Origin of the sequence: Streptomyces sp. NPDC088747 (genome assembly GCF_044751025.1) — a bacterium.
Lineage (GTDB): Bacteria > Actinomycetota > Actinomycetes > Streptomycetales > Streptomycetaceae > Streptomyces.
Genome location: NZ_JBIVKZ010000010.1, coordinates 11653 through 29935, shown reverse-complemented (window position 1 = coordinate 29935; position 18283 = coordinate 11653). Strand labels below are relative to the sequence as shown.

12 protein-coding genes are annotated in these 18283 nt (G+C 71.5%); 4 read left to right on the top strand and 8 right to left on the bottom strand.

Translation table 11 applies throughout. The annotated features are described in order from the left end of the window. The first annotated feature begins 154 nt into the window (after positions 1–154). A complete protein-coding gene (gene argS, locus ACIP79_RS23250; RefSeq protein ID WP_401226340.1) occupies positions 155–1924 on the top strand; it encodes an arginine--tRNA ligase in 1770 nt (589 codons plus the stop codon). A 62-nt stretch (positions 1925–1986) separates the two neighbouring features. Here the strand turns inward: argS and ACIP79_RS23245 are convergent, their stop codons facing one another. Together ACIP79_RS23245 and ACIP79_RS23240 are read right to left on the bottom strand one after the other, a co-directional pair. Then, positions 1987–4128, bottom strand: coding sequence for a protein kinase (locus ACIP79_RS23245; RefSeq protein ID WP_401226338.1), 2142 nt, complete (start codon positions 4126–4128; stop codon positions 1987–1989). A 62-nt stretch (positions 4129–4190) separates the two neighbouring features. Continuing rightward, positions 4191–6128, bottom strand: coding sequence for a P-loop ATPase, Sll1717 family (locus ACIP79_RS23240; RefSeq protein WP_401226335.1), 1938 nt, complete (start codon positions 6126–6128; stop codon positions 4191–4193). 216 nt (positions 6129–6344) lie between these two features. Here ACIP79_RS23240 and ACIP79_RS23235 point away from each other — a divergent pair, with 216 nt between their 5' ends. Together ACIP79_RS23235 and ACIP79_RS23230 are read left to right on the top strand one after the other, a co-directional pair. Continuing rightward, the gene (locus tag ACIP79_RS23235) at positions 6345–7244 is read left to right on the top strand and encodes a hypothetical protein (protein ID WP_401226332.1); all 900 of its coding nucleotides are present in this window, start codon (positions 6345–6347) and stop codon (positions 7242–7244) included. A 53-nt stretch (positions 7245–7297) separates the two neighbouring features. Next, a complete protein-coding gene (locus ACIP79_RS23230; RefSeq protein ID WP_401226329.1) occupies positions 7298–8197 on the top strand; it encodes a DUF4253 domain-containing protein in 900 nt (299 codons plus the stop codon). Positions 8198–8227: 30 nt separating this feature from the next. Here the strand turns inward: ACIP79_RS23230 and ACIP79_RS23225 are convergent, their stop codons facing one another. Beyond that, complete coding sequence (locus ACIP79_RS23225; RefSeq protein WP_401226327.1) at positions 8228–9130, bottom strand: SAM-dependent methyltransferase; 903 nt, start codon at positions 9128–9130, stop codon at positions 8228–8230. A 197-nt stretch (positions 9131–9327) separates the two neighbouring features. On the opposite strand from ACIP79_RS23225, the gene ACIP79_RS23220 reads away from it, so the two are divergent. After that, entirely contained in the window at positions 9328–11187 is a 1860-nt protein-coding gene (locus tag ACIP79_RS23220; protein WP_401226325.1) for an acyl-CoA dehydrogenase, read from the top strand. 60 nt (positions 11188–11247) lie between these two features. On the opposite strand, the gene hemB is transcribed toward ACIP79_RS23220, so the two are convergent. The 5 genes from hemB to ACIP79_RS23195 form a co-directional block, all read right to left on the bottom strand. Continuing rightward, positions 11248–12240, bottom strand: coding sequence for a porphobilinogen synthase (gene hemB / locus ACIP79_RS23215; RefSeq protein ID WP_401226323.1), 993 nt, complete (start codon positions 12238–12240; stop codon positions 11248–11250). Positions 12241–12687: 447 nt separating this feature from the next. Then, positions 12688–14433, bottom strand: a complete 1746-nt coding sequence (locus ACIP79_RS23210; RefSeq protein ID WP_401226321.1) for a uroporphyrinogen-III synthase — start codon at positions 14431–14433, stop codon at positions 12688–12690. Then, positions 14430–15389 carry a hydroxymethylbilane synthase gene (hemC, locus tag ACIP79_RS23205; RefSeq protein ID WP_401226319.1) on the bottom strand — a complete coding sequence of 320 codons (960 nt, stop codon included), beginning with the start codon at positions 15387–15389 and terminating at the stop codon, positions 14430–14432. The genes ACIP79_RS23210 and hemC overlap by 4 nt, the downstream gene beginning before the upstream one ends. After that, positions 15386–17239 carry a glutamyl-tRNA reductase gene (locus tag ACIP79_RS23200; RefSeq protein ID WP_401226316.1) on the bottom strand — a complete coding sequence of 618 codons (1854 nt, stop codon included), beginning with the start codon at positions 17237–17239 and terminating at the stop codon, positions 15386–15388. The genes hemC and ACIP79_RS23200 overlap by 4 nt, the downstream gene beginning before the upstream one ends. Beyond that, positions 17236–17997, bottom strand: coding sequence for a redox-sensing transcriptional repressor Rex (locus ACIP79_RS23195; protein WP_383685387.1), 762 nt, complete (start codon positions 17995–17997; stop codon positions 17236–17238). The genes ACIP79_RS23200 and ACIP79_RS23195 overlap by 4 nt, the downstream gene beginning before the upstream one ends. Positions 17998–18283: the final 286 nt, after the last annotated feature.

Here is an 18283-nt window from a genome sequence, read left to right as displayed (position 1 = left end):
TCGGACCGGAACCGCGAAAACGGCTTTTCACCACGTGGGATACTGGGTTTCCTGTACTCGGATCCCCGCGGACCGGATTCTTCGGGATCTGCCCGCGGAACCGATCTGTACGCAGGCCACACCACCGGAACCCGAGCAGAACGGCAGCCACTCCATGGCCTCGGTCACGTCCCTCACCGCTTCCGTCCACCAGCGCCTCGCGGACGCCCTCACGGCAGCACTGCCGGAGGCCGGTGCCGCGGACCCGCTGCTGCGACGAAGCGACCGGGCCGACTTCCAGGCCAACGGCATCCTGGCGCTCGCCAAGAAGGCGAAGGCCAATCCGCGGGAGCTGGCGACGCAGGTCGTGGCGCGGGTCGAGTCGGGTGACGTGATCCAGGACATCGAGGTGTCGGGGCCCGGCTTCCTGAACATCACGATCAGCGACGGGGCGATCACCCGGACGCTGGCCGCGCGGTACGCGGACGCGGCCCGTCTCGGGGTGCCCTTCGCCGAGCACCCGGGCACGACGGTCATCGACTACGCCCAGCCGAACGTGGCGAAGGAGATGCACGTCGGCCACCTGCGGTCGGCGGTGATCGGCGACGCGGTGGTCCAGCTCCTGGAGTTCACCGGCGAGACGGTCGTGCGGCGGCACCACATCGGCGACTGGGGAACCCAGTTCGGCATGCTCATCCAGTATCTGGACGAGCACCCGGGCGAGTTGGACCACAAGGACGCCGAAGTCACCGGCGAGGAGGCCATGTCGAACCTCGACCGCCTCTACAAGACCGCCCGCAGGCTCTTCGACTCCGACGAGGAGTTCAAGACGCGGGCCCGGCGCCGGGTGGTCGACCTCCAGGCGGGTGAGCCGAAGACGCTGGCCGCGTGGCAGAAGTTCGTGGACGAGTCGAAGATCTACTTCTTCTCGGTCTTCGAGAAGCTGGACATGGAGATCCGGGACGCGGACATCGTCGGCGAGTCGGGCTACAACGACATGCTGGACGAGACGTGCCGCCTGCTGGAGGAGTCCGGCGTCGCGGAGATCTCGGACGGCGCGCTGTGCGTGTTCTTCGACGACATCAAGGGCCCCGACGGCAACCGCGTCCCGCTGATCGTCCGCAAGTCCGACGGCGGCTACGGCTACGCGGCCACCGACCTGTCGGCGATCAGGGACCGCGTCTTCAACCTCAAGGCGAGCACGCTGCTCTACGTGGTCGACGCCCGGCAGTCGCTGCACTTCCGGATGGTCTTCGAGACCGCCCGGCGGGCCGGCTGGCTCGGCGAGGACGTGACGGCGTTCCAGCTCGCCTTCGGCACGGTGCTGGGCAAGGACGGCAAGCCGTTCAAGACCCGTGAGGGCGAGACGGTGAAGCTGGAGGACCTCCTCGACGAGGCCGTCCAGCGGGCCACCGCCGTCGTCCGCGAGAAGGCCGAGAAGGTCGGCCTGAGCGAGCGGGAGATCGTCGAGAACGGCCGGTACGTCGGGGTCGGCGCCGTGAAGTACGCGGACCTTTCCACGTCCGCCGTCCGCGACTACAAGTTCGACCTGGACCAGATGGTGTCGCTGAACGGCGACACGTCCGTCTACCTCCAGTACGCGTACGCCCGTATCCAGTCGATCCTCCGCAAGGCGGGCGACGCCCGGCCCGGCGCCCACCCGGAGCTGGAACTGGCCCCCGCGGAGCGGGCGTTGGGCCTGCACCTGGACCGGTTCGGCGAGGAGGTCACCGAGGCGGCGAAGGAGTACGCCCCGCACAAGCTGGCGGCCTACCTCTACCAGCTCGCCTCGCACCTCACGACGTTCTACGACCAGTGCCAGGTGCTCTCCCCGGACAACGCCCCCGAGGTCGTCGAGAACCGCCTGTTCCTGGTGGACCTCACGGCCCGCACCCTGCACAACGGCATGGCCCTGCTGGGGATCCGGACGCCGGACCGGCTCTGACGGGGTGAGGGGCGGCGCCGGGAGACCGACCTCGCGGTCGCTCTTCCGGCGCTTTCCTGTGGTCATGGCTGTGGCGGATCCCAAGGCCGCCCCGCGATAAGCCCTTCCAGAACGGCAGCCCGGGCCAGGGCGCTGTCACGGTCGGCCACGAGCAGGGCAACACGTTCATCCACCTGCTCGCGGTCGTAACCACGCCGCGCCAGTTCGAAGCTGTCGGCCTGCGGCGGCGTCCTGGGCAATCGGGCCTGGGCGAGGTCGGCTCGAGCGTAGGCAGCGGCGATGATGTCTGCGGCCTGACGCCACGCAGCCTCCACTGGGATGGGAAGTTCCGTGCTCTGCGCCGCCAGTTTCTCCTTGGCTCGGCCTTCCAGAACGGCGACCCGGGCCAGGGCGCTGTCACGGTCGGCCACGAGCTGGGGGATACGTTTGTCCACTTGGTCGCGGACGTAGCCGCGCCGTACCAACTGGAAACCGAATGGCGGGGACTTCCCGGCCTGGGGCCTGACCGGGCCCGCATGCTTTTCGGCGTCGTCGAACGCCCTGGCGGCCAGTCGCTCGGCGGCGGTCCTGGGCGCCGCCTCGAACGGCCCGTCGGCGGCCCGCCCGTCCTCGCCACGGATCCGCTCGCTCTCGGCGACCGCGTTGGCGATCAGCCGCTCGGCGGCGTCGCGCGCCTCGGCCCGCAGCCGACCCGCGTCGGCCTCCGCCGCGGACCGGATCTTGTCGGCCCCCACGCTGATGTGCTCCAGAGTGTCCTCGGCATGGCGGCGCAGCGCCGTGGCGCGCTCGATGGCCTCGTCGCGCACCTTGTCAGCGTCCGTCTGGGCCGTCGTACGCAGCTCGTCCGCATCCGCCTCGGCCTTTGCGAGCAGTTCCCCGGCGGTCGCGGCCGCCTCCTCGATCTGCTGGACGGCCTCGCGCCGCGCCGCGTCGCGCATCCGCTCGGCCCCAGCCTCGGCCTCCTCGGCCATGCGCACGGCCTCGAACTTGGCATCCTCCACAAGCGCGCTCGTGGATGCGAGCAACTCCATGTTCTCTTCACGGGTCCGCTCAAGCTGCTGGTTGATCTCCCGACGCGCCGAGCCTAGGAGTTCCTCTGCCTCCCGGCGGAGCCATGCGGCCTCCTCCTGAGCGGCGGTGAGCGTCTCGGCCCCCTCGGTGGCCAGCCGCTCGGCCGCGGCCAGCGCCTCCGCCCGTACGCGGTCCGCGCTGTCCCGCGCCTCCGCCCACCTCACCGCGCTCTGCCTTTCCGTCGACCGCCAGAGCCCCCACGCCTTGTCCAGCAACCGCCCCGAGAGCGCTTCGCCCTGTCCCAGCCGGGCGGCGTCCAGGATGTCCCCGCCGGGCAGCGTGACCGCGTGGTCGACCAGTACGGTGCACAGCGCGTCGAAGACGGCGGCGGCGTCCGGCGGCCGGTCGGCGGGGCGCTTGGCGAGCAGGCTCAGGATGAGGTCGTTCAGGCCGCCCGGGAGGCCGTCGACGAGGGTGTCCGGCGCCGGCGGGGTGTCCTCCATCTGCATCCGGAGCACCGCCCACTGGGTGGTGCTCGCGAACGGCGGGCGGCCGGTCACCGCGTGGTAGAGGAGACAGCCGAGGGAGTACAGGTCACTGCGGTGGTCGAGGTCCCGGAGCCCCTCGGCCTGTTCCGGGGACATGTACGCCGGGGAGCCCAGCGGCGCGCCGGTCACCGTGAGGTCGCGCGCGCCGATGGTCTCGCCCATGAACTTCGCGACCCCGAAGTCGAGGACCTTGACCGTCCCCTCGGGAGTGAGCAGCACGTTGGCGGGCTTGATGTCACGGTGGACGACACCCCGGCCGTGCGCTGCGTCCAGCGCCCGGCTGATCTGCGCGGCCCAGCCCACGGCGAGCGGCCAGGGGGCCAGGGACTCCCTGAATCGCTTGTGGAGGGGCACGCCGGGGACGAGTTCCATCACGAGGTAGAGGGTGTGACGCCCGTCGACCGGCACCTCGCCCCAGTCGTGAACGGTCACGATGTTCTGGTGGGAGAGCCGCCCCGCCAACTGCACCTCGCGCTGGAACCGGGCCTGCGTCTCCGCCTCGTCCATGCCGAACTGCGGATGGACGATCTTGACGGCCACGTCCCGCCGCATCCGCTCGTCCTGCGCGGACCAGACCTGGCCCATGCCGCCGGCGCCCAGCCGGTCCCTGATCCGGAACCGCTCAGCGAGCAGTACGCCCTGCACCGGTTCCCTCCCCCGTCGCCCCCGTCACGTGTCCCCCCGATCCTCCCGGTCGCCGCCGCTGGTCAGTGGCCCCCCGAGCTGCCGGAGCTGCCGTACGAGCCGCCCGCCAGCAGTCGTAGTCGCCGGGCCTCGTTCTCGATGCGGTGGGCGACACCTCCGGCGCCGGTGGTGTCGTCGAGTCCGCTGGCCAGGAGTTGGGCGGCGAGGCTGGTGAAGTAGTGGGCGGTGGTGAGGAGATGGTCGTCGGCGTCGGGGGAACCGGGCCCCCGGGAGCGGCTGTTGACGTCGTCGAGTACGCGGTTGATCTGCTGCGTGATCTCCTCGCGGGCGTCATGCGTCAGCCCGACCGCCCGGCCGACCTGGGCGAGGATGGAGTGGCAGGAGCCGCTGAGCGCCTGGAGGAGCCGGTCGTCGCGGTTGAGGCTGGTGATCACTCCGACCGCGTTGCCGGTGTTGCCCTGGACGATGCGGTCGCCCGCGAGGACCGGCTCGTAGCGGCGGAGGTCCATGGCACTGGTGGCGCCGAGCGCCGCGCGGAAGCACCGGTGGACGTGGAACTCCGTCTCGTGCGGCTGCACCGGCAGGTCGTCCTCGCCGGCGAACACCACGTCGTTCCCGCGCCGCACCCCGAGGAAGCCGACCCCGTACAGGATGTCGATGACACCGGAGAGCGTCAGCGCGTCGGCGTACGCAGGGAACAGCCCGTGCAGTGACTCGGCGGCGGCCTCGAAGCGGCTGCCGAGCGCGGCGCGCGTCACCACGTACCCCGTGTTCTGGAACAGCGGGAAGAGGTGCTTCAGGAAGGGGTGCGCGACCAGGTACTCAAGGGTCAGGTCCTTGAGCTTCCAGGCGGAGAACTGGCGGCCCGCCTGGAGGACGTCCGCCTCCGTGATGCGGTCACGGCCGTGGATGAGCGAGGCCGTCTCCTGGCAGAGGTTGAGGAACTGGATGGCGTCCCTGGGCCGGGGCAGACAGCGGCTGAAGAGGTAGGTGGCGGTCTCCTCGCCGCCGACGGCGGGCGGGAAGATCTCCCGCCACAGCCGCTCCGCGGTCAGCTCCGCCCCCGCGGAGGCACGCGCGCGGGCGAGGGCGAGGTCACGCAGCGCCTGTTCCGTCCAGACGATCCGCAGTTCGTCGCCGTGGAACTTGTCGCCCTCCCCGAACGACAGCGAGTCGTAGATGTCCGCGCGCAGGAACAGCAGGAACCGGACGGCCCGCCCGTAGAGTCCCGCGGCGTGCTTGGCGGCCAGCAGCAGCCCGATCACCATCGAGTTGCTGTCCGGCTCGGCCGACCACACCAGCTCCAGCTGGTCGACCATGAGGAGCAGCGGCCCGTGGCCGCCGTCGCAGCGCAGGTCGGTGAGGGCGCGGGCCACGCCCTGTTCGACGACCTCCAGTTGCCGGGAGGCACGCGCGCCCTCCGACGGCGGCAACTGAGCCGTGTCCATGCTCGCCTTGACGCCGAACGCCTCCAGGGACAGCGAGGTCTGCAGGCCCCGCGCGCCGTGCGCGAGGCGGTCGCCCAGCCGGTCGCCCGCCAGTTCGCCGTTCTGCTTCAGGAACCGCGCCAGCGCCTTCACCGAGTCGGGCCTGCGGCCGTGCGCGTCCCTGACGTGCGCAACCAGGCAGCGGGCCGCGTGTACGGCGAACACGTACCGCCAGATCAGCGCCTTGGCGGAGTCTCCGGGCAGCCCCTGCAACTCGAACCGGCGGATCTCCTCCCCCGCCGCCTCGTCCGGAGTGACCAGCGCCTTACCGGCGTGCTGGACGCCGTCCGCCATCAACTGCATGCAGATGGCGCTCTTCCCGGAGCCCTTGCGGCCGATGATGAGCATCTTCCGCCCGGTCACCGCCGCGCGATAGGCGGCGTTGGGCAGGAACCCGCCGCGTAACAGCAGCCCCTCCGTCACGTCCCGCTCGGCGTCCTCACGCCCGAAGTGCAGCTGCGCGAGCACCGCCCCGTCGACCGTCCCGCCGTCGACAATCCCCCCGTCGGCCATCCCGTCCCCCCGATGTCGCCCCAACGACCGTGATCGACCGTGTGACCGGCCATGCGATACGGCCTCTCACCGGTCCTCGGCAATCACCGTATCCGCAACGACCGGCACCGGAGCCCCGGTTGACAGACCCCCCTCCGGGACCGAACGTCCACCGGCCCCGGTGCGTCAGAGGAGCGGTACGGATTCCACCCGCCACCGTCATGCCCTGGGGGACCCATGCGGACAGCGCCGCGCACCGCCCAACTGCTCGTCGTGCTCGCCCTGTTCACCGCGACGGCCGGTGCCGTCGCGGGCTGCGGCGACGAAAGCGCCGGCTCGGCGACACGACCGGACAACGCCCGTGCCCGCGCGGTCGCCGACGCCTGGGACGGCTCAAAGGCCGCGGAGGTGTGGCGCCGGGGCTACCACCCCCTCGGCGAGTCGGTCCAGCTCCCCGAGGGCGCGTTCCGCGACGGGGACGACAAACGCGCGTACCTGACCGAGAACCTCGTCCTGCGCGGCGAACTCCCCCTCGGCGGCGGAAGCGAGGCCGGGCAGGTGACCTGGGACAGCGGCGGCTCGCTCGAACTGCCGCTGATGGACGCACGCGAGGCGTACGACACGCTGGCCGGCGGCGGCAACGACGGACCGCGGCTGACGGTGACCGGGGCCAAGCCCGGCCGGATGAAGCTGGCCACCAGCCGCGGCACGGCGACGGTCCCCGCCTGGCTGTTCACGATCGACGGCTACGACACCCCGCTCAGGCGGGTCGCCGTCACCCCCTCCAAGCTCCCCCAGCCGCCGATCAAGCCGTCCCCCGCCGGGTCCGACGCCGAGCTGAGGCCGCTCGACCGACTGGCCGAAGTCGCCGACGGCGGCCGGTCGGTCACCGTCCACGCCCACCACGGCTCCTGCGACGACGGTCCCGTCGTGGGCGCGCTGGAGACGGACGGCAGTGTGGTGCTGTCCGCCTCGGTCGCCGGGACGAGGGACGGCATCTGCACCTCCGACCTGCGCGCCAAGCAGGTGACGGTGAAGCTGGACCGGCCCGTCGGCGACCGGATCCTGCTGGACGCCTTCACCGGCTGGCCCGTGCCGTACGGGCAGACGAAGGGGCCCTCGGCCAGCGGGAGTTAGCGCCGCGAGGGTTGCCGGTGGCATTGTCAGTGGCCGGCTCTAGAGTCACTGCCATGGCGACACTCCCCAACCCCCTGCCGAAGCTGGCGGCCGACCCGGGCGGCCGCGAGCTCGGGCTCGAACTCCCGCCAGGGAGACTGGTCGACGCGGCCGAGCCGGCCGACACCGCCGACGACGGCACCCGGCCCGAGCCACTCCTCTGGCACGCCGAGGGACCGGCGGCTCCCGGTGCCTGGTCGGCCCTGGCGCCCACCGGACGGACCTCCGGCCTGCTCCCCCTCCTCGTGGACGCCGGCGGCGAGCAAGGCGGCCCGGCCGACTGGCAGTTGATGCCCGACGAGATGTCCTATCCCGGCGATCACGACGCCGAGGAGGTACTGGCCGAGTTCTGGGAGGAGTACGCGGCGGAGGAACTCGGCCCCGCCGAGGACCATCCGGCCATGGCGACCGTCGTCGAACTCTTCGGCGAGCCCGCCACCTACGAGGAGACAGTCGCGCCCTACGGCCCCGAGTGGCCGGGCCTCGCCCCCGCCACCACGGCGGACACCGACCCGGACGCCCGCGCCGCCGAGATCGCCGACTCCTTCGCGGACAGCGGCTCCTGGCTCAAGGACCCGCGCATCGCCCTCGTCCCGGCCCGCCGCAGCGCGGACATCCCGGCGGCGATCGGCTGGGCGGGACCCCTGAACCACGAGGGTGACGTGGCCCGCCTGTGCGCAGTGCTCCGCTCCTGGGAGGACCGCTTCGGCATACGGGTGGTCGCCCTCACCTTCGACCAGCTCGTCCTGTCGGTGGCCGCCCCGCCCACCACCACGGCAGAGGCGGAGGCGGTCGCCGCCGAACACTTCGCCTTCTGCCCGGACAACATCACCCAGGGCAACCACGAAACCCTGCGGGCGTACGCGGCGCAGGAGGTCCTCGACCAGAAGGTGTGGTCCTTCTGGTGGGACTGACGCCCACGGCGGGACGGCCGTTGCCCCCGCCTAGCGCTTCACACCCGTCGCCGCGTACACGTTGATGTCCGCGTCGGTGACATCGTTGATGTCGCGGTAACGGACCTTCTCGATGTCGTCGAGGGTGTCGAGGTAGCCGGGATCGGCCGACTCCGGGGGCGGAGCCGCGCCGTCGGGACGCCAGTGGTGGGCGGGGACGACACCAGGCTCGTCCAGTTCGAGGCCGCTCTCGGTGAAGAAGCGCTCGACCTCGGCCCTGGACCGCAGCACGAAGGTGAAACCGCGCTCGGTGTACGTCCGTTGGACCGCGCGGATGCTCTCCGGGTTGAGGTCCTCGGTGAGGTGACTGAGGACGAGCCGGCTCCCGGAGGGCAGCGCGTCGACGAGTTCGCGCACGATCGGGTAGGCCTCCGCGTCCTCGACGAAGTGCAGGATCGCCACGAGTTCGAGGGCGACGGGCCGCTCGAAGTCCAGCGTTTTGGCAGCGACTTCGAGGATCCGCGCGGGCTGCTTCAGATCCGCGTCGATGTAGTCCGTCAGCCCCTCGGGCCCGCTGGTGAGCAGGGCACGCGCGTGGGCGAGGACGACGGGATCGTTGTCGACGTACACGACCCGCGAGTCCGGGATGATCCGCTGGGCGATCTGATGGACGTTCTCCTGCGTCGGCAGCCCGGTGCCGATGTCCAGGAACTGGCGGATGCCCTCCTCCTGGGCCAGCGTGCTCACGGCCCGCCGCAGGAAGTCGCGGTTGTGCCGGACGTCGAGGTAACCGCGCGGATTGGCCGCGAGGGCCGCCGCGGCGGCGGCTCGGTCGACGGGGTAGTTGTCCTTGCCCCCGAGGAAGACGTCGTAGACGCGCGCGGGGTGCGCCCTGGTGCTGTCGATCCGCTTCCTCAGCTCGTCGGGATCCTGGCCGAGCGCGTCACCGGACATGGAGCCTCTCCCTGGAGAGTCACGTAATTCGCCGTACAACAACGTAACTCCCAGCGGACTCGACCGTCCCCCATCCCCGGAACCGGACCCGGACCCGGACCCGGACGGCCAAGCGCACCACGACTCGTCACGACGGATTAACGCAACAGCAACCAGAAGATCGTTTCCACCGCCATTCCTTGATCGTTGAACGGCGTGTGACGATCAACAGCGACACCCGTGCCGCCACCACCACCACCGGCACCACCGGCACCGGCACCGGCACCGCATCACTCGCCGGCATGCTCACCGCGGCCCTCTTCGAGGACGGCCCCGACGGCGCGAAAGTCCACGCACACTGGCGTGAGGCCATCTCCGCCGACCTTTTCCGCTACCGTCCGCAGGCCTACGTGGAGGAGCGGTGGCAGCTCGCGTACGACCGGCTGCGCGCGCTCGACGACGGACTGCCCCTTCCCGCCGAGCAGTTGGCGGACGACCCGCGCAGGCTGGCCGCCCTGCACGAGTGGGCCGCGGTGGTCGACGGTGCCACCGCGACGGTGGCCGGCATCCACTACAACCTCTTCCTCGGCAGCCTGCTCGACGACGACGTGTCCGCCCCGCGCGACCTGACCGAGTTCGTGTCCATGGCCCGCACCGGCACCTTCCTGTGCACGGAGCGGGATCACGGCAACGACGCGCCCGCGGTGGAGACCGTGGCCCGCTACGACCGTGAGCGCGACGAGTTCGTACTCCACACCCCGCACGAGGGCGCGGCGAAGTACATGCCCAACACCAGCCCCGCAGGCGGCCCGAAGACCGCGGTGGTCGCAGCGCGCCTGCTCATGACGCACGACCTGGACGTCCGGGACCTGGGCGTGTTCCTCTTCCTCACCCCGCTGACCGACCGCCGCGGCACGCTGCCGGGAGTGACCGTGACCATGCTGCCGGAACGAATCGGCAGCCCGGTGGACCACTGCGTCACCACGTTCGACAACGTACGGCTGCCCCGGACCGCGCTCATTCAGGGCAGCCACGGAAAGCTGCTGCCGGACGGCACCCTCGCGAGCTCCGTCGGCAGCCCGCGCAAACGATTCCTCCACGCCATCAGCAGGGTTACGGCGGGCAAGCTCTGCATGAGCGCGAGCACGCTCGGCGGCTGCCGGGCGGCGCTGACGACCGCTGTCCGGTACGCCTACCTGCGGCGGATTTCCGGCCCGGTCGCCGGGCAGCGCGTCCCGCTGGCCGCCCACCGCACCCACCACGCCCGCCTCCTCGAACAGGTGGCGTCCGCCTACGCCATGACCTTCCTGCACCGCACGGTCACGGACCGCTGGATCACCCACCCGCCCGAGGAACGCGCGGCGACGGAACGGCTGGTGGCGGTGGCCAAGGGCTGGATCACCTGGCGGGCAAGGGACATCACCGTCGAGAGCCGCGAACGCTGCGGCGCCCGGGGCCTGTTCCCGGTGAACGGGCTGGCGGAGTACCCGGCGAACGTCGAGGGGGCGATCACCGCCGAGGGCGACAACCTCGCCGTCTGGTGCAAGGCGGGCGCCGAGATGATCTTCGGCCACGACCTGGCTCCCGACCCCGGCGAAGCCACCGGCCAGGAGAGCCTGACGGACCCCGCCTTCCTCCGCCGCGCGGTCACCGCCGCCGAACGGCAGTCCCACCGGGCCGCCCGCCGCGACCTCCGGCGCGGAGACGGCGGCGACGCACTCGGCCGCTGGAACAACGCCTCCGCCGCCGCCCTGGAACTGGTGGAGACGTACGCGATCGGACAGGCCGCCGACGCCTTCCTCTCAGCCCGCGCCGCGGTGCCCGACCCGTCCGCCCGCGCCGTCCTGGACGACCTGTGCGCGCTGTTCCTGCTGGGACACGTGAAGCGGCTCAGCGGCCCGCTCCTGATCGAGCGGGCACTCACCGCCGACCAGCTCCGCTCGATCCCGGAAACCGCCCACGAGCTGACCACCCGGCTCGCCCCGCACCTGCTGGACCTGACGGAGGCCTTCGACGTCCCGGAGCAGCACCTGAACTCCCTGCCCATGCTCACGTCCACCCCGACACCCCGCTCCTGAGAACCGCAAGGCAGGCGACGAAGGCGAGGGGCGACCCGGGAACGCAGCTGCTGCCGCGACTCAGCGAAGCAGCTGCGCGACCTCGGTCGCCCAGTAGGTGAGGATGTTCCGCGCACCGGCCCGCTTGATGCCGGTCAGCGTCTCCAGGATCGCCTTGTCTCGGTCGATCCAGCCCTTCTCGGCGGCGGCCTCGATCATCGAGTACTCGCCGGAGATCTGGTAGGCGGCCACCGGCACGTCCACGGCGTCCGCGACCTTGGCGAGGATGTCCAGATAGGGCCCCGCCGGCTTCACCATCACCATGTCGGCGCCCTCTTCGAGGTCGAGCGCCAGCTCCCGCATGGACTCACGGAAGTTCGCCGGGTCCTGCTGGTACGTCTTGCGGTCGCCCTTGAGCGAGGAGCCGACGGCTTCCCGGAAGGGCCCGTAGAAAGCGGAGGAGTACTTGGCGGTGTAGGCGAGGAGGGCGACGTCCTCCCGCCCGATCTGGTCGAGCGCGTCACGGACGACGCCGATCTGGCCGTCCATCATCCCGCTCGGCCCGAGCACGTGCGCGCCCGCGTCGGCCTGCACCTGTGCCATCTCGGCGTACCGCTCAAGGGTGGCGTCGTTGTCCACCCGCCCCTCGGCGTCCAGCACCCCGCAGTGGCCGTGGTCGGTGGTCTCGTCCAGACACAGGTCGGACATCACCAGCAACTCGTCGCCGACCTCGGCGCGCACATCGCGCAGGGCGACCTGGAGGATCCCGTCCGGATCGGTACCCGCGGTGCCGACGGCGTCCTTCTTCGACTCCTCCGGCACCCCGTAGAGCATGATCCCGGAGATCCCGGCCGCCACCGCGTCCGCGGCCGCCTTCTTCAGGCTGTCCCGGGTGTGCTGCACGACGCCCGGCATCGCCGCGATCGGCACCGGCTCGTGGATGCCCTCGCGCACGAAGGCCGGGAGGATGAGGTCAGCGGGGTGCAGCCGGGTCTCGGCGACCATCCGCCGCATCACGGGGGTGGTCCGCAGACGCCGCGGCCGCGCACCCGGAAAGGATCCATACGTCGTCATACACCTACGCTACGCCCACCCCCACCCCCCCTTTACCGACGCCGCGTCGGCCCCCACCCCGGCAAGCGGCCTTCCGGCCCCAGCCCTTTCCTCGCCCCCTCCGCCCCTACCCATCCCGTACCTGGGGGCTGCGCCCCCAGACCCCCCTTTCGCGCTTCGCGCTCGTCCTCAAACGCCGGACGGGCTGAAGATTCCCGGGCCGGAACTGATAGGGAAAGCCGCCCACCGACGGGAGGGGCCGGGGGCCGGTACATCACATGCCCGTCGCGTACGCCCGCGTCACCGGACCCGCCCCTCTGAACCGGACGTCTGATCCGGCGGCGACGGGCGGATGTACCGGCCCCCGGCCCCGACCCACCCACCAACCCCGGCGCCACCCACCAAACAGAAGCGACCCCCGCAGCCCCAAAGCCACGGGAGTCACCCCCACCAATCAAGAACCCGTACCTACGTAGTCGTACGCCGCCGCCGAGACCCCGGCCGCCGCTCACTGGGCCGAGTAACAGGATCCCCCGCCTCAGCCGCCGCAGCCCGCCTCCGCAGCCCGAAGTCCGCCAACGCCTCCGCCAGCTTGTGCACGGACGGCTCCGGCGCCATCACATCGACCCGCAGCCCATGCTCCTCGGCCGTCTTGGCCGTAGCGGGCCCGATGCAGGCGATCACCGTCACGTTGTGCGGCTTGCCCGCGATACCCACCAGGTTCCGCACCGTGGACGACGACGTGAAGAGCACGGCATCGAACCCGCCCCCCTTGATCGCCTCCCGCGTCTCCACCGGAGGCGGCGACGCCCGCACAGTCCGGTAGGCCGTGACGTCGTCGACCTCCCAGCCCAGCTCGATCAGCCCGGCGACGAGCGTCTCGGTCGCGATGTCCGCCCGCGGCAGGAACACCCGGTCGATCGGGTCGAACACCGGGTCGTACGGCGGCCAGTCCTCCAGCAGTCCGGCCGCGGACTGCTCACCGCTCGGCACCAGATCCGGCTTCACGCCGAAGGCGACCAGCGCCTTGGCCGTCTGCTCACCCACCGCCGCCACCTTGATCCCGGCGAACGCGCGCGCGTCGAGCCCGTACTCCTCGAACTTCTCCCGCACCGCCTTCACCGCGTTGACCGAGGTGAAGGCGATCCACTCGTAGCGGCCGGTGACCAGACCCTTGACCGCCCGCTCCATCTGCTGAGGCGTCCGCGGCGGCTCGACGGCGATCGTCGGCACCTCGTGCGGCACGGCCCCGTACGACCGCAACTGGTCGGAGAGCGACACCGCCTGCTCCTTCGTACGCGGCACGAGAACCTTCCAGCCGAACAGCGGCTTGGACTCGAACCACGACAACTGGTCGCGCTGGGCGGCGGCGGAACGCTCACCGACCACGGCTATCACCGGACGGTGCCCCTCCGGGGAGGGGAGAACCTTCGCCTGCTTCAGCGTCTGCGCGATCGTGCCGAGCGTGGCGCCCCAGGTCCGCTGCCGGGTCGTCGTGCCCGCGACGGTGACGGTCATCGGCGTGTCCGGCTTGCGGCCCGCGGCCACCAGCTCACCGGCCGCGGCGCCCACGGAGTCGAGCGTCGAGGAGACGACGACCGTCCCGTCGGACGCGCCGACCTCGGTCCAGCACCGGTCCGAGGCGGTCCGCGCGTCGACGAACCGCACATCCGCGCCCTGCGCGTCCCGCAGCGGCACACCCGCGTAAGCGGGCACCCCGACGGCGGCGGCGACACCGGGAACCACCTCGAACGGCACACCCGCGGCGGCGCAGGCGAGCATTTCCTCGGCGGCGTACGTATCTAGTCCGGGGTCCCCGGACACCGCACGCACGACCCGCTTGCCGCCCCGTGCGGCCGTCATGACAAGATTGGCAGCGTCCCTCAACAGGGGGTCACCAACGGTTGTTGACGAACCGTCAACAACCGTCAGCTGAGGCGTGCCTGTACCCGAGCGCGCGCCCACGGACGAAGCCGTGCCCATGGGCGACGCGTTACCGGCCGGGCCGGTGTCGGTATCCGTGTTCAGTACGGCGACGCCTGGTCTGGCGTGTGCGCGGACGACGTCGAGCACCTCGTGCTCGGCGACGAGGACATCCGCGTTCGCCAGCGCCTCTACGGCGCGCAGTGTCAGTAGTCCCGGATCCCCGGGTCCGGCACCGAGGAAGGTGACGTGCCCGTGTTCCGGACCGGCGGGAAGGTTGGTGGGGCTCACTGTGCTCGCTCCCCCATCAGACCGGCCGCGCCCTTGGCAAGCATCTCGGCAGCGAGTTCACGGCCGAGCGCCATTGCTTGGTCGTACGTCTCGGGCACGGGACCGGTGGTGGACAACTGCACCAGCGTCGAGCCGTCGGTCGTGCCGACGACGCCGCGCAGGCGCATTTCCTTGACAATCTGCCCGTCGGCCAGCAGGTCGGCGAACGCACCCACAGGTGCGCTGCAGCCGGCCTCCAGGGCGGCGAGCAGGGACCGTTCGGCGGTCACGGCGGCCCGGCTGAGCGGGTCGTCGAGTTCACCGAGCGCTGCGACGAGGTCCGCGTTGTCCGCGGCACACTCGATCGCCAGTGCCCCCTGGCCGGGGGCGGGCAAAACAGTGTCGACGGACAGGAAGTCCGTCACGTCTGCGAGCCGCCCGAGGCGGCTGAGGCCGGCGGCGGCGAGCACGACGGCGTCGAGCTCGCCCTTGCGCACGTACCCGATCCGCGTGTCGACGTTCCCGCGGATCGCGACCGTCTCGATCGTCGTCCCGTGATTGCGCGCGTACGCGTTCAACTGGGCCATCCGGCGCGGCGAACCGGTGCCGATCCGCGCCCCGTCGGGCAGCTCCGCGAAGGTGCGCCCGTCGCGGGCGACCAGCACGTCACGCGGGTCCTCGCGCAGCGGTACGGCGGCCAGCGCCAGCTCGTCGGGCTGTCCGGTCGGCAGATCCTTGAGGGAGTGCACGGCGAAGTCGACGTCCTTGGCGAGGAGCGCGTCGCGCAGCGCGGTCACGAACACCCCCGTGCCGCCGATCTGCGCGAGGTTCTCGCGGGAGGTGTCGCCGTACGTCGTGATCTCCACCAGCTCGACCGGCCGTCCGGTCACCTGGCTCACGGCGTCCGCCACCTGCCCGGACTGGGCCAGGGCGAGTTTGCTTCGCCTCGTCCCCAGCCTCAATGCCTGCTCACTCATGCTCGCCCTCGGTTCTCGGCGTTCTCTGTGTTCTCGACGTGCTGGGCGTTTTCGGTGCTGCTGTCGTTCTCCTCGGCCCGCGAGACGGAGGCGACCGTCTCGGGGTCCAGGTCGAACAGGGTCCGCAACGCGTCCGCGTACCCGGCACCGCCGGGTTCGGCGGCCAGTTGCTTGACCCGTACGGTCGGCGCGTGCAGCAGCTTGTCCACCACGCGTCGCACGGTCTGGGTGATCTCTCCGCGCTGCCGGTCGTCGAGGCCGGGCAGCCGTCCGTCCAGGCGCGCGATCTCGGTCGCGACGACCTCGGCGGCCATGGTCCGCAGCGCCACGACGGTGGGGGTGATGTGCGCGGCCCGCAGGGCGGCGCCGAAGGCGGCCACCTCTTCGGAGACGATCCGTTTCACCTGGTCGACGTCGGCGGCCATCGGCGCGTCCGCGGACGCGTCGGCGAGCGACTCGATGTCGACGAGCCGCACCCCGAGCAGCCGGTGCACGGCCGCGTCGATGTCACGCGGCATCGCCAGGTCGAGGAGCGCGAGCACGGGAGCGGGCCGGGGTGCCTCGGCGACGGGCTCGGGCCTGCGCCGCTCGGGCACCCGGCCGACGGTGGCGGCCAACGCGGCGAGCGCCAGGATGGCGTCGGAGTCGGCCTCCGGATCGAGCAGCGCGGTGAAGCCCGCGTCGAGGTCCGGCGCGGCGCCGGTGCCGGCGACCCCCGCCGTACGCTGGCCGGTCGCGGAAGCCGCCCGGCCGGCCTCGTCGCCCTTGTCCACCCAGGCGGCGTGCTGTTCCAGCTCGGCCGCGCCCATACCGGCCACAGCGGCCTCGCCCAGCACGGAGAACCCGGCGGTGGTCTGCACGGCGGACAGGTCGAGCGGGCAGCCGTCGTCGGTCCCCACGCTCGTCGGCGGCAGGTCCTCCCGTACGGCGGCCGAGGCGGTCGTACGACCGGATCCGCCCGGCACGGAACGGCGGCCGGCCTCCCCGCCGCGGGCCACGGGCTCCGCGGTGCGCCCGGCGACCGCGGCGACCACGGAATCGGCGGACAGCACGAGCCCGGTCGCGCCCGTGCAGGAGACGGCGATGTCGGCACGTGTCAGCTCGAAGGGCACCGAATCGATCGGTACCGCGCGGGCCACCACGTCCGTTTCGTCGCTGTCGGTGAGGATCCTGGCGAGACGCTCGGCACGGTCCAGCGTGCGGTTGGCGACGACGACCTCGGCGACCCCGGCGCGCGCGAGCGTCGCGGCGGCCAGCGAGGACATCGAGCCGGCCCCGAGGACCAGGGCCCGCTTGCCCTTCAGCCAGACGTCGGCCGGGGCGCCGTACGCGAGCTGCTCCAGGCCGAAGGTGACCAGGGACTGGCCCGCGCGGTCGATGCCGGTCTCGGAGTGGGCGCGCTTGCCGACCCGCAGGGCCTGCTGGAACAGGTCGTTCAGCAGGCGGCCCGCGGTGTGCAGTTCCTGCCCGGTGGCCAGCGCGTCCTTGATCTGGCCGAGGATCTGGCCCTCGCCCACGACCATCGAGTCGAGCCCGCACGCCACCGAGAACAGATGGTGGACGGCACGGTCCTCGTAGTGCACGTACAAGTAAGGAGTGAGCTCCTCCAGACCGACCCCGCTGTGCTGGGCGAGCAGCGTGGAGAGCTCGGCGACGCCCGCGTGGAACTTGTCCACGTCGGCGTACAGCTCGATCCGGTTGCAGGTGGCGAGCACCGCGGCCTCGCTGGCCGGCTCGGCGGCGAGGGTGTCCTGCAACAGCTTGACCTGCGCGTCCGCGGACAGCGCGGCCCGCTCCAGGACACTGACCGGAGCGCTGCGGTGACTCAGCCCGACGACCAGGAGACTCATGCCGGCATCACGGCGGGGACATCCCCGTCAGGCCCTTTGCCGCTGCTGTCCTGCGCGGCCGGCAGCACGGCGGCCGCGGCCTGCGCCTCGGCCTCCTCGCCCGCCTTGCGCTGCTCGTGGAAGGCGAGGATCTGCAGCTCGATGGAGAGGTCGACCTTGCGCACGTCGACACCGTCCGGAACGGTCAGGACGGTCGGCGCGAAGTTCAGGATGGAGGTGACACCGGCGGCCACGAGCCGGTCGCAGACCGCCTGGGCGACGCCCGGCGGGGTGGTGATGACCCCGATGGAGACGCCGTTGTCGTCGATGATCTTCTCCAGGCCGTCGCTGTGCTGCACGGCGATCCCGGCGACCTGCTTGCCCGACATCTCGGGATCGGCGTCGATCAGCGCCGCGACCCGGAACCCGCGGGAGGCGAATCCGCCGTAGTTGGCCAGCGCCGCGCCGAGGTTTCCGATACCGACGATCACGACCGGCCAGTCCTGGGTGAGGCCCAGTTCGCGGGAGATCTGGTACACGAGATACTCGACGTCGTACCCCACACCACGCGTCCCGTAGGAGCCGAGGTAGGAGAAGTCCTTGCGCAGCTTCGCGGAGTTGACTCCCGCGGCGGCCGCGAGCTCCTCGGAGGAGACCGTGGGTACCGAGCGCTCGGACAGTGCGGTGAGGGCTCGGAGGTACAGCGGAAGACGGGCGACGGTGGCCTCGGGAATCCCTCGGCTGCGGGTCGCCGGTCGGTGAGTTCGGCCAGTTGCCACGGTGCTCCTGCGGGTAGCGCGGGGCTTCAGGCGGTCACACGTACCTAGACCGCCCCGTCGAATGCAGGCTATGTCTTTGTGAACGCGTGCACAAAGATGGTGTCCGATTTGCCCGGCCAACGTGACCGGGGTCACGCACGCCCCGCGCACAGGTATGGAACCGGCGCGCGGACAGTTTCGTTCCTCGCCTGAAGGGGGCAAAACCGCACACTCTCCTCAACGCATCCCGCCCCCGAGACCAGTCGCCGTCGATCCTAGGCGACTTTCCGGACCAGCCGGACTACTC